This window comes from Pseudomonas sediminis, from assembly GCF_039555755.1.
Taxonomy (GTDB): domain Bacteria; phylum Pseudomonadota; class Gammaproteobacteria; order Pseudomonadales; family Pseudomonadaceae; genus Aquipseudomonas; species Aquipseudomonas mendocina_D.
The window spans coordinates 1156555-1176354 of the sequence record NZ_CP154631.1 but is presented as its reverse complement, the minus strand read 5'-3'; the positions used below and the strand labels follow the sequence as shown (position 1 = coordinate 1176354).

Below are 19800 nucleotides of genomic sequence, written 5' to 3'. Positions count from 1 at the left end.
TCGGCAGCTGGGCGTGCGCTTCAGCTGCCGATCAAATCGGCGGAATGATCAGGTCTAGCCGCGGGTATTCGCTGTCGCCCTCCGAGCTGCCGCGTGGTGGCACATGCTGGGTGGTGATCAACTGATCGCCCTGGCAGACCTCCAGATGAATATCGAAGCCCCATAGCCGATGCAGGTGCTTGAGCACCTCGCCGGTGGAGTCGCCCAGCGGTTTGCGGTCGTGCTGCTGATGGCGCAGGGTCAGCGAGCGGTCGCCGCGGCGGTCGATGTTCCAGATCTGCACGTTGGGCTCGCGGTTGCCCAGGTTGTACTGCGCGGCGAGCAGCTCGCGGATGGTGCGGTAGCCGGGTTCATCATGGATGGCCGGCACCAGCAGTTCGTCCTTCTGGTCGTCGTCGAGGATGCCGAACAGCTTGAAGTCGCGAATCACCTTGGGCGAAAGAAACTGCAGGATGAAACTCTCATCCTTGAAGCTGTTCATGGCGAACTTGAGGGTGGTCAGCCAGTCGCTGCCAGCAATGTCGGGGAACCAGTGCTTGTCCTCCTCGGTGGGCTCCTCGCAGATACGACGGATGTCGCGGTACATGGCGAAACCCAGAGCGTAGGGGTTGATGCCGCTGTAGTAGGGGCTGTCGAACGGCGGCTGGTAGACCACGCTGGTGTGCGACTGCAGGAACTCCATCATGAAGCCGTCGGTGACCAGGCCCTCGTCGTACAGGTCGTTCATCAACGTGTAGTGCCAGAACGTTGCCCAGCCTTCGTTCATCACCTGGGTCTGGCGTTGCGGGTAGAAGTATTGGGCGATCTTGCGCACGATGCGGATCACTTCGCGCTGCCAGGGCTCCAGCAGAGGGGCGTGTTTTTCCAGGAAGTAGAGGATGTTTTCCTGCGGTTCGGCGGGGAAACGCTTGTTGTCTTTCTCGCCGCCCTTGTCCGCGCTTCTGGGAATGGTGCGCCACAGGTCGTTGATCTGCTTCTGCAGGTGCTCCTCGCGCTCCTTCTGGCGCCGGCGCTCCTCCTCGGCGGAGATAGGGTAAGGGCGCTTGTAGCGGTCGACGCCGTAGTTCATCAGGGCGTGGCAGGAGTCGAGCAGCTCTTCCACCGCGTCGATGCCGTAACGTTCCTCGCACTGCATGATGTACTGCTTGGCGAACACCAGGTAATCGATGATCGAGCTGGCGTCGGTCCAGGTGCGGAACAGGTAATTGCCCTTGAAAAAGCTGTTGTGGCCGTAGCAGGCGTGAGCGATCACCAGTGCCTGCATGCAGATGGTGTTCTCCTCCATCAGGTAGGCGATGCACGGGTCGGAGTTGATCACGATCTCGTAGGCCAGGCCCATCTGCCCGCGCTTGTAGCCTTTTTCGGTGGAAAGGAAGTGCTTGCCGTATGACCAGTGGTGGTAGCCAAGCGGCATGCCCACCGAGGCGTAGGCATCCATCATCTGCTCGGCAGTGATCACCTCGATCTGGTTGGGGTAGGTGTCCAGCGCATAGCGCTCGGCGATGCGGGCGATTTCCTTGTCGTACTGGCGGATCAGGTCGAAGGTCCATTCCGAGCCGGTGGAGATTGGTTCGCGCTTTCTCGTGCTGGCATTCATGGCTTGGCCCTCAGCTCACCAGGCGACGCTGGAACAGTTCGCGGAACACCGGGTAGATGTCCGCGGCGGACACCAGTTGCTGCTGGGCGAAGCTGTCGGCGAAGGCCTCGGCCACCTGTTCGTACTCGAACCACAGCGCCTGGTGCTCACGTGGGGTGATCTCGACGTAGGTGAAGTACTGCACGAACGGCATGATCTGGTTGATCAATATATCCCGGCATACCGGTGAGTCGTCGTTCCAGTTGTCGCCGTCCGACGCCTGGGCGGCGTAGATGTTCCACTCGTTGATCGGGTAGCGCTCGGCCATCACTTCCTGCATCAGCTTCAGGGCGCTGGATACGATGGTGCCGCCGGTCTCGCGGGAGTAGAAGAACTCCTCCTCGTCTACCTCCTTGGCGCTGGTGTGGTGGCGGATGAACACCACGTCGATCTTGTCGTAGTTCCGCTTGAGGAACAGGTACAGGAGGATGAAGAAGCGCTTGGCCACGTCCTTGGTGGCCTGCGTCATCGAGCCGGACACGTCCATCAGGCAGAACATCACTGCCTTGGAGCTGGGATTGGGCTGCTTGGTCAGCAGGTTGTACTTGAGGTCGAAGGTGTCGAGAAACGGCACGCGGTGAATGCGCGCACTGAGGCGTTCGATTTCCTCCTGAATCACCTGTATATCGCCGAAGTTGTCCGGCTCTTCCCGTCGCAGTCGCTCCAGCTCGGCCTTGGCTTCGCGCAGTTTGGCGCGGCTGGAACCGGACAGGGCGATGCGCCGCGCATGCGCCGAACGCAGGGTGCGCACGATGTTGATACGTGACGGGTTGCCTTCGTTACTGATGCCGGCGCGCACGGTCTTGAAGGTTTCCGCACCGGTCAGGTGGCGCTTGACCAGATTGGGCAGCTCCAGATCCTCGAACATGAAGTCGAGGAACTCCTCCTGGGTGATCTGGAAGACGAACTCGTCCATTCCTTCGCCGGAGTTGCTCGCCTTGCCACTGCCGCGTCCACCACCGCCGCCTTGTGGGCGCGGAATGCGCTCGCCAGTGGTGAATTCCTTGTTGCCCGGGTGAACGGTGGTCTGCTTGCCGCCGCGGCCGTGATGCAGCACTGGCTCGTCGATATCGCGACCGGGAATGCTGATCTGCTCGCCGTGCTCCATGTCGGTGATGGAGCGTCGGCTGACGGCTTCCTCCACCGCCTTCTTGATGTGTTCACGGTAACGCCGCAGGAAGCGCTGGCGGTTAACCGTGCTCTTGTTCTTGCCGTTGAGGCGCCGGTCGATCACGTAGCTCATGACGTCTCCCTAGCCCGCCCGTGGCCACGGGCGAGCAGCGAATGACACGGCGCGCGCCGCGCGCCGGGTAGGGCTTACTGAGACTTGCGAACCCGCAGGTACCACTCCGACAGCAGGCGTACCTGCTTCTCGGTGTAGCCGCGCTCGACCATGCGTTTGACGAAGTCGTTGTGCTTCTGCTGATCCTCCTTGCTGCCCTTGGCGTTGAAGCTGATGACCGGGAGCAGATCCTCGGTGTTGGAGAACATTTTCTTCTCGATCACCACGCGCAGCTTCTCGTAGCTGAGCCAGGTGGGGTTCTTGCCGTTGTTGTTGGCGCGGGCGCGCAGCACGAAGTTGACGATCTCGTTGCGGAAGTCCTTCGGGTTGCTGATGCCGGCCGGTTTCTCGATTTTTTCCAGTTCTTCGTTAAGCGCCGCGCGGTTGAGGATCTCGCCGGTCTCCGGGTCGCGGTACTCCTGATCCTGAATCCAGAAGTCGGCGTACAGCACGTAGCGGTCGAAGATGTTCTGCCCGTACTCGCTGTACGACTCCAGATAAGCGGTCTGGATTTCCTTGCCGATGAACTCGATATAGCGCGGCGCCAGGTACTCCTTGATGTAGCGCAGGTAGCGCTCGCGGACCTCGGCGGGGAACTGCTCCTGCTCGATCTGCTGCTCCAGCACGTACAACAGGTGCACCGGGTTGGCGGCGATTTCGTGCGGGTCGAAGTTGAACACCTTGGACAGGATCTTGAAGGCGAAGCGGGTCGACAGGCCGTTCATGCCTTCATCGACGCCGGCGCTGTCACGGTACTCCTGGATCGATTTGGCTTTCGGATCGGTATCCTTGAGGTTCTCACCGTCATAGACGCGCATCTTCGAGTAGATGTTGGAGTTCTCCGGCTCTTTCAGGCGCGACAGGGTGGAGAACTGGGCAAGCATCTTCAGGGTGTCCGGCGCGCAATGGGCCTTGGCCAGCGAACTGTTGATCAACAGCTTGTCGTAGATCTTGATCTCGTCAGTCACGCGCAGGCAGTAGGGCACCTTGACGATGTAAATACGGTCGATGAAGGCCTCGTTGTTCTTGTTGTTACGGAAGCTGTGCCACTCGGACTCGTTGGAGTGGGCCAGCAGGATGCCGCTGTAGGGGATGGCGCCGAGGCCTTCGGTGCTGTTGTAGTTGCCTTCCTGGGTGGCGGTCAGCAGCGGGTGCAGTACCTTGATCGGCGCCTTGAACATCTCGACGAATTCCATCAGGCCCTGGTTGGCCCGGCACAGCGCGCCCGAGTAGCTGTAGGCATCGGCGTCGTTCTGCGGGTATTCCTCCAGCTTGCGGATGTCCACCTTGCCGACCAGGGCGGAGATATCCTGGTTGTTCTCGTCGCCCGGCTCGGTCTTGGCCACGGCGATCTGATTGAGGATCGAGGGGTAGAGTTTGACCACGCGGAACTGGCTGATGTCGCCGCCGAACTCCTGCAGGCGCTTGGTGGCCCAGGGCGACATGATCGAGCTGACGTAACGGCGCGGGATGCCGTAGTCCTCTTCGAGAATGGCGCCGTCTTCGGTGGCGTTGAACAGCCCCAATGGCGACTCGAATACCGGCGAGCCCTTGATGGCGTAGAAGGGCACCTTCTCCATCAGTTGCTTGAGTTTCTCGGCGAGCGAGGATTTACCGCCACCCACCGGGCCGAGCAGATAAAGGATCTGCTTCTTCTCTTCCAGGCCCTGCGCAGCGTGGCGGAAGTAGGAGACGATCTGGTCGATGCACTCTTCCATGCCGTGGAAGTCGGCAAAGGCCGGATAGCGGCGGATGACCTTGTTGGAGAATATGCGTGACAGCCGAGAGTCGCTGGAGGTGTCCAGCAACTCCGGTTCACCAATGGCCATCAGCAGGCGTTCGGCCGCAGTGGCGTAGGCGCTGCGATCCTGTTTGCACAGTTCGAGGTACTCCTGCAGCGAGTACTCCTCCTGGCGGGTCGCCTCGAAACGTTGTTGGAAGTGACTGAAAATGCTCATGACTTCACCTCGCTCGATGCTGAAAGCTGGCTCGGGATCGGTCGTGCGTGCAGGTGCTGGGTAACCCCGGCTCGGATACAAGTCGGGAAGAATCCCCCAAAACCCAAAAGTCGTTACCGATGGCCCGATGCCGGTTTGCCGGCTCTACCTTCAGTGGGATGGCCTGAGTAACAGAATAGTTCGTTCTGCAGAGCGTCAAGGGCGGGACAACGATAACGGGATGTTACCGTGCGTCGGGAAATGGCGGCAGGCCAGAGCGGGCGCGGCCTGCCGGCTGAAGAAATTTATTCTTCGCTGCTTTGCGCGGTTTCGCTCGGGTAAGTGGCGTGCCACAACTCGAAACCACCGTCGAGGCTATACACCTCGGAAAAACCCTGACCGACCAGGTAGGCCGCGGCGCCCTGGCTGGAGTTGCCGTGGTAGCAGGAAACGATCAGTGGCGCGTCGAGGTCGGCCTTAGTGATGAAGTCATGCAGCGAGTGGTTGTCCAGGTGGCGCGAGCCGCTGATATGACCATTGGCGAAGCTCTGTGGGTCGCGAATGTCGACCACGACGGCGCCCTGGGTGCGCAGTTCTTGCGCCTGTTGCGGGGAGATACGCTTGAATTCGCTCATGTTCGGAGACCTTTACCAGGTGGGTGGCGGGCTTATTCTTTGGGACAGGTGCAGCGGAGAAGTGCGCCGCTATCGACATCGAGCAGGGTCATCGCGCCGCCCCAGACGCAGCCCGTATCCAGCGCGTAGAGGCCTGGTTCCGGGCAGTTGCCCTCCAGTGCTGCCCAGTGGCCGAAGATGATCTTCTCGCCGCGCATCTTGCGCTGTGGGTAGCTGAACCAGGGTGCGAAGCCGGACGGTGCGCTGCCGACGCCTTCCTTGCTCTTGAGGTCCAGGGTGCCGTCGGCCTTGCAGAAGCGCATGCGGGTGAAATAGTTGGTGATCACCCGCAGGCGGGTCACGCCGTGCAGTTCCTTGTTCCACTTGGCCGGCTCGTTACCGTACATGCCATCGAGAAACAGCGGCAGACGAGCATCGTCACGCAGTGCTTCTTCGACTTCAGCGGCGCGGCGCAGCGCCTTGCTCAGCGTCCAGTGCGGCGGGATGCCGGCATGCACCAGGGTCACCTTGCGCTCGGCGTCGTGGTGTACCAGTTTCTGCATGCGCAGCCAGTCGAGCAGGTCGTTGCGATCCGGCGCATCGAGAATCTCGCGCAGGGTATCGCCCTTCTTCAGGCGCTCGATGTTGTGCGCCACCGCCAGCAAGTGCAGGTCGTGGTTGCCCAGCACGCAGGTTACCGCCTGGCGGATGGAGTAGAGGAAACGCAGGGTTTCCAGCGACTGCGGGCCGCGGTTGACCAGGTCGCCCACCAGCCACAGTTGGTCATACGCGGGATCGAAAGACACTTGCTCGAGCAGGCACTGGAGCGGTTTGAGGCAACCCTGCAGGTCGCCGACGGCATACACCGCCATCAGTGAAGGGCCCCTGGCACAGCCAGACGGAACGGCGTGATGGTCGCATCGAAGCGTTTGCCGTCTTCGGCGAGCATCTGGTAGCTGCCCTGCATGGTGCCGACCTGGGTGGTCATGACCGTTCCGCTACTGTAGGTGTGGCTGGCGCCGGGCTCGATATGCGGTTGCTGGCCGATCACGCCGGCGCCGCGCACTTCCTGCACGCGACCGTCGCCGTCAGTGATGATCCAGTGGCGCGACAACAGCTGAGCCGGCAGCTCGCCGTTATTGACGATGGTCACGGTGTAGGAGAACGCGTAGCGGCTCTGCTCCGGCTGCGACTGCGCTGCCAGGTAGCGGGTGGTGACGCTGACGTCGATCTGATAACGAGGGTCGGACATGCGAATGATCCGTTGGGCGTGATTGCAGTTTAGTCCTGCGCAGCAGAGGGCTGTAGAGCCAGTTGGTCGGCCAGGCGGACGAAGGCGGCCAGATCCAGTTGCTCGGGGCGCAGGCTGCCGTCGACACCCGCGGCCTCGATGGCATCGGCTGGCATCAACTGCTTGAGCGTGTTGCGCAGGGTCTTGCGGCGCTGATTGAAGGCTTCGCGCACGACGCGTTCGAGCAGGCGGTGGTCCTTGGCGGGGTGCGGCAAGGTCTCGTGCGGCACCAGGCGCACGATGGCCGAGTCGACCTTGGGTGGTGGGTTGAAGGCGCCGGGGCCGACGTTGAACAGGTGTTCCACGCGGCAGTGGTATTGCACCATGATCGACAGGCGGCCCCAGTCGCCGCCGCCCGGGCCTGCGGCCATGCGCTCGACCACTTCCTTTTGCAGCATGAAGTGCATGTCGCGAATCAGCGGTGCGTTGTCCAGCAGGTGGAAAATCAGCGGCGTGGAGATGTTGTAGGGCAGGTTGCCGACAACGCGCAGGCTGCGTGGCGGTGCGTCGAGGCGGGCGAAGTCGAATTTCAGTGCGTCGCCCTGATTCAGGCGAAAGCGCGGATTGTCGCCGAACTTGCCTTGCAGGATAGGGATCAGGTCAAGGTCGAGTTCGATCACGTCGAGCTGCGCGCCGCTGCCGAGCAAACCCTCGGTAATGGCGCCCTGGCCCGGGCCGATCTCCAGCAGGCGTTCGTCTTCCTTGGCGCGAATGGCGCGCAGGATGCGGTCGATCACCCCGGCATCATGCAGGAAGTTCTGGCCGAAGCGCTTGCGCGCGCGGTGTTGGTATTCGGACATGTACGGCTCCGCGCAACGCCCCGAGTCGTGTTGCTCGAGGCTGGATGCAAAAAAGAAAGTCGCACAGTCTACCAGCGAATGGCGCCGCGGGCGCGGGCCGTAGACTCAGCGGTTCACACCTTGCGGCTGGCGGCCATCTGGTAGGCGGTCTCCAGCGCCACCTGCAGGCTGCCGATGTCGACCTTACCGGTGCCGGCCAGGTCCAGCGCGGTGCCATGATCCACCGAGGTGCGGATGATCGGCAGACCCAGGGTGACATTCAACGCGGCGCCGAAGCCCTTGAACTTGAGCACGGGTAGGCCTTGGTCGTGGTACATGGCCAATACCGCATCGGCCTGTTCGAGATACTTCGGGGTGAACAGGGTATCGGCAGGCAGCGGGCCGATCAGGTTCATGCCTTCCGTGCGCAGGCGTTCCAGCGTCGGCTCGATGATTTCGATTTCCTCGCGGCCCAGATGGCCGCCCTCGCCGGCGTGCGGGTTGAGCCCACAGACCAGAATGCGCGGCTGGGCGATACCGAATTTACCTTGCAGATCTGTATGCAGGATGCGGGTGACGCGTTCCAGACGCTCGGCGGTGATGGCGGCCGCGACATCCTTCAAGGGCAGGTGGGTGGTGACCAGCGCCACGCGCAAGCCTCGGGTCGCCAGCATCATCACCACCTGCTGGGTGTGGGTCAGCTCGGCGAGAAACTCGGTGTGGCCGGAGAAGGCAATGCCCGCTTCATTGATCACACCTTTATGCACGGGGGCGGTGATCATTCCGGCAAATGTCCCATCCATACAGCCTAGGCCTGCGCGGGTGAGGGTTTCCAGTACGTAGGCGGCGTTGGCGGGTGTCAGTTTGCCTGGGGTTGCGGGGGCAGCCAGCGGCGTATCCCATACATAAAGAGCGCCCGCTGCTGCGGGCTTGTCTGGCCAGTGCTGCGGGCTGACGGTAAGCAACTCGATAGTCAGCCCCAATTGTTTTGCGCGGTCCGCCAGTAGCTCGCGACTTGCGATGGCGACCAGTGGCGCAGGCTGGGCCTGTTGGGCCAGCAGCAGGCAGAGATCGGGGCCGATGCCGGCGGGCTCGCCTGGGGTGAGGGCAAAGCATTGCTGCGCAGTCATGGTCGCTCTCTGTGTGGGCGCGGGGCCGTCAGTTTACGCTGCCGGGCCAATAACGAAAAAGCCCGGCACAGGGCCGGGCTTTCGTACGCGATGACGCAGTTACAGCTTGGTCTCGACGTAGGCTTCGTCGCGGATCTGGCGCAGCCAGGCCTGCAGTTCCTCGTCGTACTTGCGGTTGCGCAGCACGTTGACGGCTTGTTGCTCGCGGAACTGCGCGCTGCTGTCAGTGGCGCGGCGGCCCATGACTTCCAGCACATGCCAGCCGTAAGGGCTCTTGAATGGCTTGGACAGCTCGCCGCTTGGGGTGTTGTTCATCACCTCGCGGAATTCGGGCACCAGGGCGTTCGGGTCGATCCAGTTCAGGTCGCCGCCGTTGAGCGCAGAGCCCGGGTCTTCGGAGAAGCTCTTCGCCAGCTCAGCGAAATCCTCGCCATCGACGATACGCTGATACAGGCGCTCGACCAGGCGACGGGTTTCTTCTTCGCTGCGAATTTCGCTGGGCTTGATCAGGATGTGACGCACGTGTACTTCGTCGCGCACCTGGGTGTCGCCGCCGCGCTTTTCGATCAGCTTGAGGATGATGAAGCCGCCTGGCGTACGCACCGGCTCGGTAACCTCGCCCGGGTTCAGTTGGCTGATCATGTTGTCGAACGGCGGAGGCAGCTGACCCGCTTTACGCCAGCCCATTTCACCGCCTTCCAGGGCGTTCTCGCTGGCAGAGCGAGAGACAGCCAGTTGGGCGAAGTCCGCGCCTTGCTGCAGTTGCTGATAAACCTCCTGCGCCTGACGGTCGGCCGTCTGGATTTCGCTGGAGGACGCACCTTCGGAAACCGGAATCAGGATGTTGGCCAGACGGAATTCTTCCGACAGCTGCATCTTGCCCAGGTCGGAAGCGAGGAAGTTCTGCACTTCCTGATCGGTAACCTGAATGCGTTCGGCCACGCGGCGCTGGCGCACACGGCTGATGACCATCTCGCGACGCACCTGATCACGTGCATCGGCATAGGACAGGCCGTCACGTGCCAGTGCTTCACGGAACTGCTCCAGGCTCATGCCATTGCGCTGAGCGATGGTGCCCATGGCCTGGTTAAGTTCTTCGTCGGTGATGCGAATGCCGGAGCGGTCGCCGATCTGCAGCTGGATGTTCTCGATGATCAGGCGCTCGAGCACCTGCTGGCTGAGTACGTTGCCAGGAGGCAGGGAGCCGCCGCGCTTGTCGATGGTTTGCTGCACTTCACGCAGGCGGGCGTCGAGTTGGCTCTGCATGACCACGTCGTTGTCGACGATGGCCACGACGCGATCCAGTGGGCGAACCTGGGCCTGAGCCGTTGCCGCCAGCAGTGCTGCGCCCAACAGCAGGGGGCGCAGGCGATCAGAAAGCTTGGTCTTCACGTTCACGGTAACCTTGAATGCCTTGGTCGAGGAAAGTTTCCACCTTGTTGCCAACAACGCCGCCGAGGCCCTTGAGGACGATCTGCAGGAAGATGCCGCGGTCCGGCTCGTCGTTGCGCGATGGGTTGAGGCTGACTTCGTCGTAATCGATCCAGTAGCGGTTGATCAGGCGCAGCTTCCAGCAGCAGCTGTCGTATTCGAAACCACCGAAGGCTTCGAGAGTACGGTTGCGGCCATAGTCGTACTGCCAGCGCGAGATCAGGCTCCACTGCGGAGCCAGCGGCCAGATGACGGAGAAGTCATGCTGGTCGATCTTGTAGTAGTTCTTGATGTAGTTGGGGTTCGGCTGCCCATTACCCAGTGTCGGATTGCCGTAGTCTGGGTTAGTGGTCCAGGTACCGCTGTCACGGTCATAACGCAGTGTGTCGTTACGATAGCGATAGCCGAAGTTGACGACCTTGTTCGGGTTGGCTTCTGGCTGGTAGTGGAACATCGCGCTGCCCGAACGGGTGGCGTGTTGGTCCGGATCCCAGTTGAAGGTCGAGGAGAAGCGCCAGTCGCGGTTGAAGCGATACAGGTATTCCAGTGCGTACGGTGATACGTCCGAGGTTGCATCCTGGCGGCCGCGATAGTCGATTCCCGGCATCTGCACCTTGCGGTCTTCGAAGTAGAAGGCCTGGCCGATGCTGAAAGTCTGACGCTCGAAGCCGTTCGGCTCGATCCAGCGGCTGGTCACACCCAGCGACAGCTTGTTCTCGTCACCGATGCGATCTTTGCCGCTAAAGCGGTTTTCACGCCACAGCGAGGCGTAGCTGAAAGTCGGCTCTCCGGTATCGAATACCGGGATATCTGTCTGGTCTTCTTCTGGCACGTAGAGATAGAACGCGCGCGGCTCGAGGGTCTGGCGGAAGTCTTTGCCGAACAGCTGGGTGTTGCGGTCAAAGTACAGACCGCTATCGACGCTGAACAGCCCGACACCACGGCTGGGCGAACGCTTGTAGTCCACTCCGAACCATTGATTGTTCGGGTCGTTGGTCGCGAGCTCGGACTTGCCTTTATCATCCAGATTAATCTGGTACTGCGTCTGCCTGTACTTGACTTGGGGTTTGATGAAGCCCCAGGTCCAGTCCAGCGGCAAGCTTACACCAGGCTCTAGGTGCAAGCGTTCGCCGTCGGCACGGTTCAGGCCGGTCAATCGCTCGTCGTACCAGCGATCTTGTGGTCGACCTGTTGTGCCATCTTTTTCCGTGTAGAAACCCGAGCGCAGATTGCGATCGAAGCGCACGTACTCGGTGCCATAGGTAAAGTCGAGGCCGCCTGGATTGAACGGCAGTTTGCCGTCCAAGGTGATCTGCGGCAAACGGTCATATGGCGTCACATCGGTGATATTGGCCAGTTCGTACGCATGCAGGTTCAGGCGGGCACGATAGCTATCGCCACGATAAGTCAGCGTGCCGCGCTGGTTTACGTAGGTCTGGGTTTCGATGCCCAGATCGGTATCCAGGTCCTGGAAGTAGTACGGGTCGCTGATATCCGTGTAGTCGACTTCGGCGAGCAGGCGCGAGTTCAAGCCCTGCTTGTGCTGCCAGCTGTACATCCAGCGCTGATCTTTGTACTCGGACTGCAGTTTGCGCTCGTCTTCGCTGTCGTTCAGCCATGCGCCGCCGACCTGGCCTTCGCTGCTCTCGGTCAGGTAGCGGAACTCACCTTCCATCAGCAGGCCGCGTTTGGCCATATAGGTCGGGTACAGCGTGGCGTCGTAGTTCGGGGCCAGGTTGAAGTAGTACGGTGTTTGCAGCGAGAACCCGTTGCTGCTCGACGTGCCGATGCTCGGCGGCAGGAAGCCGGACTGGCGACGGTCGTCGATCGGGAAGTAGATGTACGGGGTGTAGAACACCGGAATGTCCTTGACCCGCAGCGTCACGTTGGTGGCGGTGCCGAAGCCGGTCGCCGGGTTCAGGGTGACGTTGTTGCCTTTCAGGTGCCAGGCGTTGTCGCCCGGCTCGCAACGGGTATAGGTACCATCCTTGAGGCGGATGATTGCGGTCTCTTCGCGCTTGGCGTAGAGCGCGCTACCGCGCACGTGGGCCTGGTGCATCACGTACTCGGCATTGTCGATACGGGCTTCGCCGTTATCCAACTGCAGTTCGGCACGGTCGCCGACCACCAGCATACCCTTGTCGCGCAGGCGTACGTTGCCGACCAGTTCGCCACGGTTTTCCGTCTGGTGCAGGCTGGCTTCGTCGGCCTCGACCTGCATGCCGGACTGACGCAGGACGACATCACCGGCGAGGGTAGCGATCTGCTTTTCCTGCTCGAAGCGCGAGGCTTTGGCGGAAACGAACATCGGCGACTCGTCCAGCGGCGTGGTGTCGTCCATGCCCGGACGCAGCGGCTCGACATAGGCGCCTGCACAGTAAGGGCCAGCCTCGGCCAACTGCGCGGCAGTCAACTTATCGCGCGGGACCCAGTCCAAGTGACTGTAATCGGGGCTGCGCGAGGTAAGGGCACGGCCCTTGCTCTCGGTGACCAGCACCGGGGCAGCATCCTGCTTGGCTACCGCCTCGCTGGTGGTGCCACCCGAGCTGACAGCATCGCGGCTGTGCACTGGACGCGGAGGCAGGGCGCTGGCCGCCGATTTCGGCGCGCAGGCCCAGCCGCCCGTGGGCGATGCCTGGCAATCGTATTGCTCGGCGGCAAAGGACTGTAGGCTGAACGCGGGCTGTAAGGCCAGGAGGCTGCCGGTGACCAGCAGCGGGAATTTCTTGCGGAACGCGGGGTATTTTACTGCCATCTTGTTAGTCCGGGCTTCCTGCGCGCTATCGGCCCAGGGGCCGCACGCCTCTCGATGGGCTGAAAAAGATGCTGGATAATAAAGCATGACCCGCGCAACGGCTAGCGCCGTCGGAGACCCCTTGATGTCTGAACACGATGTACGTCTGCAACAGCTGCAAACCTGGCTCGCCGAGCAACTGCCCCTCCTGTTCGCAGCACGCGACTGGGGAGCGGTCCCGGAGGCCGAGCTCACTCCCGCCAGCAGCGACGCCAGCTTTCGCCGCTATTTTCGTTGGCAGGCCGGTGAGCGCAGCCTGATTCTGATGGATGCGCCACCGCCGCAAGAAAACTGCGAGCCTTTCGTGCGTATCGCAGCGCTGTTGGCCAGCGCTGGTGTACATGTGCCGCAGGTGCTGGCTGCCGATCTCGAGCAGGGCTTCCTGATTCTCGATGATCTGGGCCGCCAGACCTATCTGGACGTGATCAACGAGCACAACGCCGACCAATTGTTCGACGATGCCATCGAGGCCTTGCTGCAGCAGCAGAGCTTGCCGCTCGACAGCCATCTGCCGCATTACGATGAGGCGTTGCTGCGTCGTGAGTTGCAGCTGTTTCCCGAGTGGTACGTACAGCGTCACCTGGGGCGCAGCTTTACCGCCGAGCAGGAGGCCGCCTGGCAGCGCATCAGTCGGTTGTTGATCGACAGCGCCCTGGAGCAACCCAAGGTGGTGGTGCATCGCGACTTCATGCCGCGCAACCTGATGCAGAGCGCGCCCAACCCCGGCGTGCTGGATTTTCAGGATGCCGTCAACGGCCCGGTCACCTACGACATCACCTGCCTGTTCAAGGATGCATTCCTCAGCTGGCCCGAGGCGCGCGTGCAGGACTGGCTGCACGGGTATTGGGAGCGCGCCAAGGCGGCGGGTATTCCGGTGCAGGCATCGCTCGACGACTTTCTACGGGCCAGCGACCTGATGGGCGTGCAGCGCCACCTCAAGGTCATCGGCATCTTCGCGCGCATCTGTCACCGCGATGGCAAGCCCAAGTACCTGGGCGATGTACCGCGTTTCTTCTCTTATATAGAGGCCGTTTTGGCTCGTCGGCCGGAGCTCGCCGAGCTGGGTGAGCTGTTCGCCAGCCTGGCGAAAGATGAAGGGGCGCGTGCATGAAGGCGATGATCCTCGCGGCGGGCAAGGGCGAGCGCATGCGGCCATTGACCCTGCATACGCCCAAGCCGCTGGTAAAGGCGGCGGGTGTGCCGTTGATCGAGTACCACATCCGGGCGTTGGCGGCTGCGGGCTTCACCGAGCTGGTGATCAACCATGCCTGGCTAGGCCAGCAGATCGAGGATTACCTGGGCGATGGTGCGCGCTTTGGCGTGCGTATCGTCTATTCCGCCGAAGGCGAGCCGCTGGAAACCGGCGGCGGTATCTTCAAGGCGCTGCCGTTGCTGGGTGCCGAGCCATTTCTGGTGGTCAATGGCGATGTGTTCACTGACTACGACTTTGCTGCCCTGCGCAAACCGCTCGCGGGTTTGGCCCATCTGGTGCTGGTGAATAATCCGGCACATCACCCGCAGGGCGACTTCGTTCTGGCGGCCGGCCAGGTGCAGGACAGCGGCACGATGAGTGAGCGGCTGACCTATAGTGGTCTTGCCGTGCTGCATCCGCGTCTGTTCGGCTCTTCTCAGCCCGGTGCCTTCAAGCTGGCGCCGCTGCTGCGTGAGGCGATCACGGCCGGGCAGGTCAGCGGCGAGCACTATGGTGGCTGTTGGGTCGACGTCGGTACGCACGAGCGCCTGGCTGAAGTCGAACGCTTGCTGCAGGAGGCACGTTAAGTGTTGTGGCCGGCCACCATGCTCGGGGCGGCGGCCGGGCTCGCTCTGGCCAGCATTCCGGGTGCACTGCTTGGCGGTCTACTTGGGCAGGTGCTGGACCGTCGCCTGCGCCTGCACGGCTGGGACAATCTGCGTGAGCGTCTGGGAGGTCGTGCTGCGCCGACGGATGACGACTTGTTGTTTCTGATGCTGGGACGTCTGGCTAAGAGTGACGGCCGGGTAGTACAGAGCCATATCCAGCAGGCGCGTTCGGAAATGCAGCGGCTGGGGTTGGACGCGGTGGCTCAGCGTCGTGCCATCGAAGCCTTCGCCCGTGGCAAGACCGGGCGTGACAACCTGCGTGCCCCGCTGCAGCGTCAACGCGAGCGTGCCGATGCCATGCTGCGAGCTTGCTGGCGTATGGCCTGGGTCGATGGGCGGGTGTCGGCCAGCGAGCATGAGTTGATCCTGCTCTGGGGCAAGTGGCTCGGCTGGGACAGCGCCCGACTCGATAGCCTGGGCGAGGAGTACGCGCCACGTCGCAGCCAGCAACCTGCGCCAGCGGGCGGCAGTTATCAGGAGGCGTTGCGACTGCTAGGCGTCAATGAAGGCAGCGAGCCTGAGCAGATCAAACGCGCCTACCGCCGCCTGCTCAGCCGGCATCATCCGGACAAACTGGCTGGCTCGGGCGCCTCGCCTGAGCGCATTCGTGAGGCCACTGACACCACGCGTCAGCTGCATCAGGCCTATGCATTGATTCGCCAGCGTCGCGGAATTCGTTAGCTGCCCGCAGCGCGAATATGCAGTTTCAACCAGCCACGTAGACGGCGGTACAGCTGCTCCTCCTGGACATCCAGGTTGCCCGGCAGTGCCTTCATCGCTACCTGTACATAGGTGGGCAGCTTTGCCCTCTTGCTGGCTTGCAGGCGTTTCAGGGCAGCCGTGCGGTCGGTGGCCTGATCCTTGTAGAAGAAGTCGCCAGTGGCCACCGGCAGTTGGGCGACCAGTTCGTCCAGCGGTGGGGCGAACCCTGCTGGTACATCCGCCGCCACCATCAGCAGGTTCTGGATATTCGCGGGTTTGCGTTCGCTCAGGTAGCGCGCGGCCCAGTAGGCGCCGCTGCCGTGGCCAAGCAGGACGATTTCCTTGGCCTGCTGTTGGCTGGCGAAGGCGATGGCGGCATCGATGCGCGCCATCACACGTTCGACATGGGCCTGGCGCCGTTGATCCGGGCTGATTGTGCCGCTGTCCGTGGCCTGTGTGGCTTGTGTTTCCGGTGGCTGTGGCGGGCTATCGGCAGCGGGAGCTGTCTCGGTACTTGCAGGATCAGCGGGCGCTGCTGCGGTTTCGGCGCTTGCATCACGCAGCGGCAGCGGGTCTCCGTCCGGGTCCGGTAGTGTCAGGCTCAGACTGTGCCAGCCGGCGTCAGGCAGCTTGCGTCGTAGCGGGCCCACTGCGGCGGCGCCGTCGGCGTTTTCCACGTTACCGGGTAGCAGAATCACCGCACCGCTGGGTTCACCGACGTTGGCCGGCAGCCATAGCGCGAGGAAACTTTCGGCGCCGGCCTGCAGCATCTGCTGCTCACGTTTGTCCAGGCGCTGCTTCAACGTCTGCGCGTCGCTGATGCTACGCTCGGGTAGAGACGGCCGCTCGTTCGACGCCGGCGTATCGGCTTCGCCAGGCGTGGCGCTCTGGGCATCCCCGGTCGGTTCCTGGGCCCAGCTCGTGGTGGCGCAGAGCAGGCAGAAACCGAGCAGTGCGAGTGAGTTCAGGCGCATCGATGAAGCTCCTTGGGGTCTGCTACAGAGCCTAATGCCGAGCTTCGCTTTTGTCAGGCCATTAGCGAAAGACTGGAGTAAGGTAAGCAATCGCGTCAGCGGATTCACCGTGCATGAAGTCCCTTCTCCGTTCCCTTATTTACCTGTTGATAGTGGCCACATCTGGCGTCTGGGCTGAGAGTGCGCGCATGCCATTGCGCCCGGCTTTCGACGCAGAGCAGCGTGCCTGGCTCAAGGAGCATCCAGTGCTGCGCGTGGGCATGATCCACCAGGCGCCTTGGGTTCTGCGTGGCCAGAACCGGCAGCTGACGGGCGCCAATGTCGAGCTGATGCAGCGTCTGCTCGAAGGCATGGGCGTCGCGCCTGACTGGCGCCTGTATCCGAATCTGGAGGCCCTGGAACGGGCAGCCAGTGCTGGCGAGGTGGATCTGGCGCCAGGCTTGCAGCAGACGCCGGCCGGCCTGCGCATCTGGCATTACTCCATGCCCTACCTACGTGTGCCGCATCTGGTAGTCGGCGAGCGCAATGGCAGCGGTGCGGTGGATCTTGATCAATTGCCGCTGGAGCAGACGGTCGCGTTGCGCATGCCGAGCCAGGCTGCCGAATACCTGGAACGCACCCACACCAACCTGCGTCTGCGCGCGACGCCGTCGGAGCGCGCCGCCTTGCTGCTGGTGCTCAACCAGGAAGTCAGCTACGCCGTGCTGGATGAAGCGAGCCTCAGCCTGCTGTTGCGCGAATCACGTTTCTCCAGCTTGAGCATCGTCGGTGATATCGGCTTGCCGCAGCTGCTGCGTCTGGCTACACGGCGTGACCAGCCGCTTCTGTCCGGTATTGTCGACCGGGCTTTGCAAGCGCTGCCTGCCCGTGAACTGGAGGAATTGCGCGACACCTGGATGCCGCTGCGCTATCCGCAATCCACCGACTTCGTCGGCTTCTGGAAGACCCTGGCGTTATTTTTCGCCCTGATTCTGATGCTCGGTGCGACAGCGCTTTATCGGCAGCGGCAGCAGACACGTTCGCTGGAGCGTGGGCTGTTGGCCGCACGTGGCGAACTGGATCGCCATCAGCAGGCCGCCGAGGCATTGCGCCTGAGCCAGTTCTCCATCGATCACAGCACGGTGGGTATTCTCTGGGTCAACTGGGATAGCCACCTGCGCTACGCCAACCGCGCCGCCGAACGCATGCTTGGTTACGCCGCCGGCGAGCTGGTGGACAAGCCGCTGAGCCAGCTGGAGCCCGGCCTGCATATGGACCGCTGGCTCAACCTGTGGAAACGCGTGCGCGAGCAGGATGACGGCTCACCCAGCTTCGAGGTGGACTGCCTGCGTGCCGATGGCAGCCGTATGCCGGCTGACGTATCGCTGAGTTTTCTGCGTTATCGCCAGGCCGAGTACCTGGTGGTGTTTCTCAGCGATGTGACCGAGCGCCGCCGTGCGCGTGCGGCGCTGGAGGAGAGCGAGGCGCGCTTCAAGGGCATTGCCGGCAACGTGCCTGGCCTGGTGTTTCGCCTGGAGCGCGCCGGGCCGGGAGCGGTGGTCAACTTTGCCTATATCAGCGAGGCCAGCCAGGACATGGTCGGCTGGCCGGCGCAGGAGCTGCAGCGTGAGGAGCGCGGCATCCGCAGCCTGGTGCATCCGCAGGATCTGAGCAGCTACCTCAATAGTCAGACCCTGGCGTTGGAAGGCGAGAGCGACTGGTACTGGCAGGGACGCATCCTCACTGCCGAGCAGGAGGTGCTGTGGGCCGACATCCGCACCACTGCGCGGCCGTTGGGTAATGGTCGGGTGGTCTGGGATGGCATCCTCTGGGACATCACCGAGAACAAGCTGGCCGAGCTGGCGCTGGCCGATTCGCGGGCGCGTCTGCGCGAACTGTCGGCGCACCTGGAAAGCGTGCGCGAGGAAGAGAAGGCGCGCATCGCCCGTGAGGTGCATGACGAGCTGGGTCAGGTATTGACTGTGCTCAAGCTGGAGACGGCGATGTGCGAGCTGGTTTGCGCCGGGCAGATTCCCGAACTGGACGAGCGCCTTAATAGCATGAAGCGCCTGATCGCTCAGTTGTTCCAGCTGGTGCGTGATGTGGCCACGGCGCTGCGCCCGCCAATTCTCGATGCCGGCATTGCCTCGGCCATCGAGTGGCAAGTGCGGCGCTTCGAGGAGCGCACACAGATTCCTTGCCTGGTCGAAGTGCCGGAGCACCTGCCGCATCTGCCGGATGCCCAGGCCATTGGCCTGTTCCGCATCCTTCAGGAGGCGCTGACCAACATCATGCGCCACGCTGGCGCGCACAGCGTCGAGGTGCGTTTGTGGCAGGAGGGCGGCAGCCTGTGTCTGTCGGTGGTCGACGATGGCAAGGGTTTCGATCCGACGCTGCGCAAGCCCGGGCAGTCGTTCGGCCTGGTTGGCATGCAGGAACGCATGCTCATGCTCGGTGGCCAGTTGCAGATTGACAGCCGGCCGGGCGAGGGCACTACCCTGTGTGCGCGCATCAATCTGGAAGAGGAGGTCGCAGTGTGATTCGGGTACTGGTAGCCGAAGACCACACCATCGTGCGGGAAGGCATCAAGCAACTGATCGGCATGGCCCGCGACCTCGAAGTGGCGGGTGAGGCCTGCAATGGCGAACAGTTGATCGAAGTGCTGCGGCGTACGCCTTGCGACGTGGTGCTGTTGGATATCTCCATGCCCGGCGTCAACGGCCTGGAGGCCATTCCGCGTATCCGCGCGCTGAGCGAGGCGCCGGCGATTCTGGTGCTGTCTATGCACGACGAGGCGCAGATGGCGGCCCGTGCGCTCAAGGCCGGTGCCGCCGGTTACGCGACCAAGGACAGCGATCCGGCGCTGCTGATCACTGCGATTCGCAAGGTCGCCAGCGGTGGGCGTTATATCGACCCGGCATTGGCCGACCGCATGGTCTTCGAGGTCGGCCTGACCGATTCACGTCCGCCCCATGCGCAACTGTCCGAGCGCGAGTTCTCGGTGTTCGAGCGCCTTGTACGAGGGGAGGGCGTCAACGACATCGCTCTGCACCTGGCAATCAGCAACAAGACCGTGAGTACGCACAAGGCGCGCCTGATGCAGAAGCTCGGCGCCCATTCGATGGCAGAGCTGGTGCGTTACGCCATGGAGCATCGCCTGGTCTGAGCGAGCGCTTTCGTAGGAGCGGCTGGGCGGCACTCCGCTTCAGGCACGAGGAATCGCCCACCGGAGCTTCGCGGCTGAAGCCGCTCCCACGGTTTTCATGCGCTGTATAACCGATGCGATCACTCGGAATTTGTAGGGCAATCCCTACGCAAGAATTTCCTCGCGCCTGATATCAGCTTGTCATCCCGCCCGATTTTTCACCCGGTCTTGTCGACCTACTCTTGA

At 62.5% G+C, this 19800-nt stretch carries 16 protein-coding genes; 5 read left to right on the top strand and 11 right to left on the bottom strand.

What is annotated here, in order from left to right:
* Window positions 1-31: 31 nt before the first annotated feature.
* The 10 genes from AAEQ75_RS05690 to AAEQ75_RS05645 form a co-directional block, all read right to left on the bottom strand.
* Entirely contained in the window at window positions 32-1597 is a 1566-nt protein-coding gene (locus tag AAEQ75_RS05690; protein ID WP_099525836.1) for a SpoVR family protein, read from the bottom strand.
* Window positions 1598-1607: 10 nt separating this feature from the next.
* Entirely contained in the window at window positions 1608-2879 is a 1272-nt protein-coding gene (locus AAEQ75_RS05685) for a YeaH/YhbH family protein (RefSeq protein WP_343351105.1), read from the bottom strand.
* Between the two features lie 74 nt (window positions 2880-2953).
* Window positions 2954-4876, bottom strand: coding sequence for a PrkA family serine protein kinase (locus tag AAEQ75_RS05680; protein WP_343351104.1), 1923 nt, complete (start codon window positions 4874-4876; stop codon window positions 2954-2956).
* 284 nt (window positions 4877-5160) lie between these two features.
* Window positions 5161-5490, bottom strand: coding sequence for a thiosulfate sulfurtransferase GlpE (glpE, locus tag AAEQ75_RS05675; protein WP_179543855.1), 330 nt, complete (start codon window positions 5488-5490; stop codon window positions 5161-5163).
* 32 nt (window positions 5491-5522) lie between these two features.
* Window positions 5523-6341: a symmetrical bis(5'-nucleosyl)-tetraphosphatase gene (locus tag AAEQ75_RS05670; protein WP_280085258.1), complete on the bottom strand. Its 819-nt coding sequence runs from the start codon at window positions 6339-6341 to the stop codon at window positions 5523-5525.
* Window positions 6341-6721, bottom strand: coding sequence for a Co2+/Mg2+ efflux protein ApaG (apaG, locus tag AAEQ75_RS05665; protein WP_099525832.1), 381 nt, complete (start codon window positions 6719-6721; stop codon window positions 6341-6343). Before apaG ends, AAEQ75_RS05670 begins: the two co-directional genes overlap by 1 nt.
* A 29-nt stretch (window positions 6722-6750) precedes the next feature.
* A complete protein-coding gene (gene rsmA, locus AAEQ75_RS05660; RefSeq protein WP_179574625.1) occupies window positions 6751-7560 on the bottom strand; it encodes a 16S rRNA (adenine(1518)-N(6)/adenine(1519)-N(6))-dimethyltransferase RsmA in 810 nt (269 codons plus the stop codon).
* A gap of 113 nt (window positions 7561-7673) precedes the next feature.
* Window positions 7674-8669: a 4-hydroxythreonine-4-phosphate dehydrogenase PdxA gene (gene pdxA, locus AAEQ75_RS05655; RefSeq protein ID WP_343351103.1), complete on the bottom strand. Its 996-nt coding sequence runs from the start codon at window positions 8667-8669 to the stop codon at window positions 7674-7676.
* A gap of 99 nt (window positions 8670-8768) precedes the next feature.
* On the bottom strand, window positions 8769-10061 hold the full coding sequence (locus tag AAEQ75_RS05650; RefSeq protein WP_316914918.1) for a peptidylprolyl isomerase: 1293 nt from the start codon (window positions 10059-10061) through the stop codon (window positions 8769-8771).
* Window positions 10042-12855, bottom strand: coding sequence for an LPS-assembly protein LptD (locus AAEQ75_RS05645; RefSeq protein ID WP_343351102.1), 2814 nt, complete (start codon window positions 12853-12855; stop codon window positions 10042-10044). Before AAEQ75_RS05645 ends, AAEQ75_RS05650 begins: the two co-directional genes overlap by 20 nt.
* 124 nt (window positions 12856-12979) lie before the next feature.
* Between AAEQ75_RS05645 and AAEQ75_RS05640 the strand changes: the two genes are divergently transcribed.
* From AAEQ75_RS05640 to AAEQ75_RS05630, 3 genes are read left to right on the top strand one after another with little or no spacing between them, the layout of a single operon-like run.
* Window positions 12980-14005 (top strand): aminoglycoside phosphotransferase family protein, encoded by a 1026-nt coding sequence (locus AAEQ75_RS05640; RefSeq protein WP_343351101.1) that lies wholly within the window; start codon window positions 12980-12982, stop codon window positions 14003-14005.
* Window positions 14002-14673 carry an N-acetylmuramate alpha-1-phosphate uridylyltransferase MurU gene (gene murU / locus AAEQ75_RS05635; RefSeq protein ID WP_343351100.1) on the top strand — a complete coding sequence of 224 codons (672 nt, stop codon included), beginning with the start codon at window positions 14002-14004 and terminating at the stop codon, window positions 14671-14673. Before AAEQ75_RS05640 ends, murU begins: the two co-directional genes overlap by 4 nt.
* Window positions 14674-15435 (top strand): DnaJ domain-containing protein, encoded by a 762-nt coding sequence (locus AAEQ75_RS05630; protein WP_125879580.1) that lies wholly within the window; start codon window positions 14674-14676, stop codon window positions 15433-15435. It begins immediately after the preceding gene.
* On the opposite strand, the gene AAEQ75_RS05625 is transcribed toward AAEQ75_RS05630, so the two are convergent.
* Complete coding sequence (locus AAEQ75_RS05625; protein WP_343351099.1) at window positions 15432-16430, bottom strand: alpha/beta hydrolase family protein; 999 nt, start codon at window positions 16428-16430, stop codon at window positions 15432-15434. The genes AAEQ75_RS05630 and AAEQ75_RS05625 overlap by 4 nt on opposite strands.
* 113 nt (window positions 16431-16543) lie before the next feature.
* On the opposite strand from AAEQ75_RS05625, the gene AAEQ75_RS05620 reads away from it, so the two are divergent.
* Together AAEQ75_RS05620 and AAEQ75_RS05615 are read left to right on the top strand one after the other, a co-directional pair.
* Window positions 16544-18949, top strand: a complete 2406-nt coding sequence (locus AAEQ75_RS05620) for a PAS domain-containing sensor histidine kinase (protein WP_430523446.1) — start codon at window positions 16544-16546, stop codon at window positions 18947-18949.
* The gene (locus tag AAEQ75_RS05615) at window positions 18946-19575 is read left to right on the top strand and encodes a response regulator transcription factor (protein ID WP_280075476.1); all 630 of its coding nucleotides are present in this window, start codon (window positions 18946-18948) and stop codon (window positions 19573-19575) included. The genes AAEQ75_RS05620 and AAEQ75_RS05615 overlap by 4 nt, the downstream gene beginning before the upstream one ends.
* Window positions 19576-19800: the final 225 nt, after the last annotated feature.

Bases quoted from the DNA above. Each gene is read 5' to 3' on its own strand.
- murU (WP_343351100.1), top strand. From the start codon at position 14,002: ATGAAGGCGATGATCCTCGCGGCGGGCAAGGGCGAGCGCATGCGGCCA.
- AAEQ75_RS05680 (WP_343351104.1), bottom strand. From the start codon at position 4,876: ATGAGCATTTTCAGTCACTTCCAACAACGTTTCGAGGCGACCCGCCAG.
- AAEQ75_RS05620 (WP_430523446.1), top strand. From the start codon at position 16,544: ATGAAGTCCCTTCTCCGTTCCCTTATTTACCTGTTGATAGTGGCCACA.
- pdxA (WP_343351103.1), bottom strand. From the start codon at position 8,669: ATGACTGCGCAGCAATGCTTTGCCCTCACCCCAGGCGAGCCCGCCGGC.
- AAEQ75_RS05685 (WP_343351105.1), bottom strand. From the start codon at position 2,879: ATGAGCTACGTGATCGACCGGCGCCTCAACGGCAAGAACAAGAGCACG.
- AAEQ75_RS05690 (WP_099525836.1), bottom strand. From the start codon at position 1,597: ATGAATGCCAGCACGAGAAAGCGCGAACCAATCTCCACCGGCTCGGAA.
- AAEQ75_RS05640 (WP_343351101.1), top strand. From the start codon at position 12,980: ATGTCTGAACACGATGTACGTCTGCAACAGCTGCAAACCTGGCTCGCC.
- AAEQ75_RS05645 (WP_343351102.1), bottom strand. From the start codon at position 12,855: ATGGCAGTAAAATACCCCGCGTTCCGCAAGAAATTCCCGCTGCTGGTC.
- AAEQ75_RS05625 (WP_343351099.1), bottom strand. From the start codon at position 16,430: ATGCGCCTGAACTCACTCGCACTGCTCGGTTTCTGCCTGCTCTGCGCC.
- glpE (WP_179543855.1), bottom strand. From the start codon at position 5,490: ATGAGCGAATTCAAGCGTATCTCCCCGCAACAGGCGCAAGAACTGCGC.
- AAEQ75_RS05670 (WP_280085258.1), bottom strand. From the start codon at position 6,341: ATGGCGGTGTATGCCGTCGGCGACCTGCAGGGTTGCCTCAAACCGCTC.
- apaG (WP_099525832.1), bottom strand. From the start codon at position 6,721: ATGTCCGACCCTCGTTATCAGATCGACGTCAGCGTCACCACCCGCTAC.
- rsmA (WP_179574625.1), bottom strand. From the start codon at position 7,560: ATGTCCGAATACCAACACCGCGCGCGCAAGCGCTTCGGCCAGAACTTC.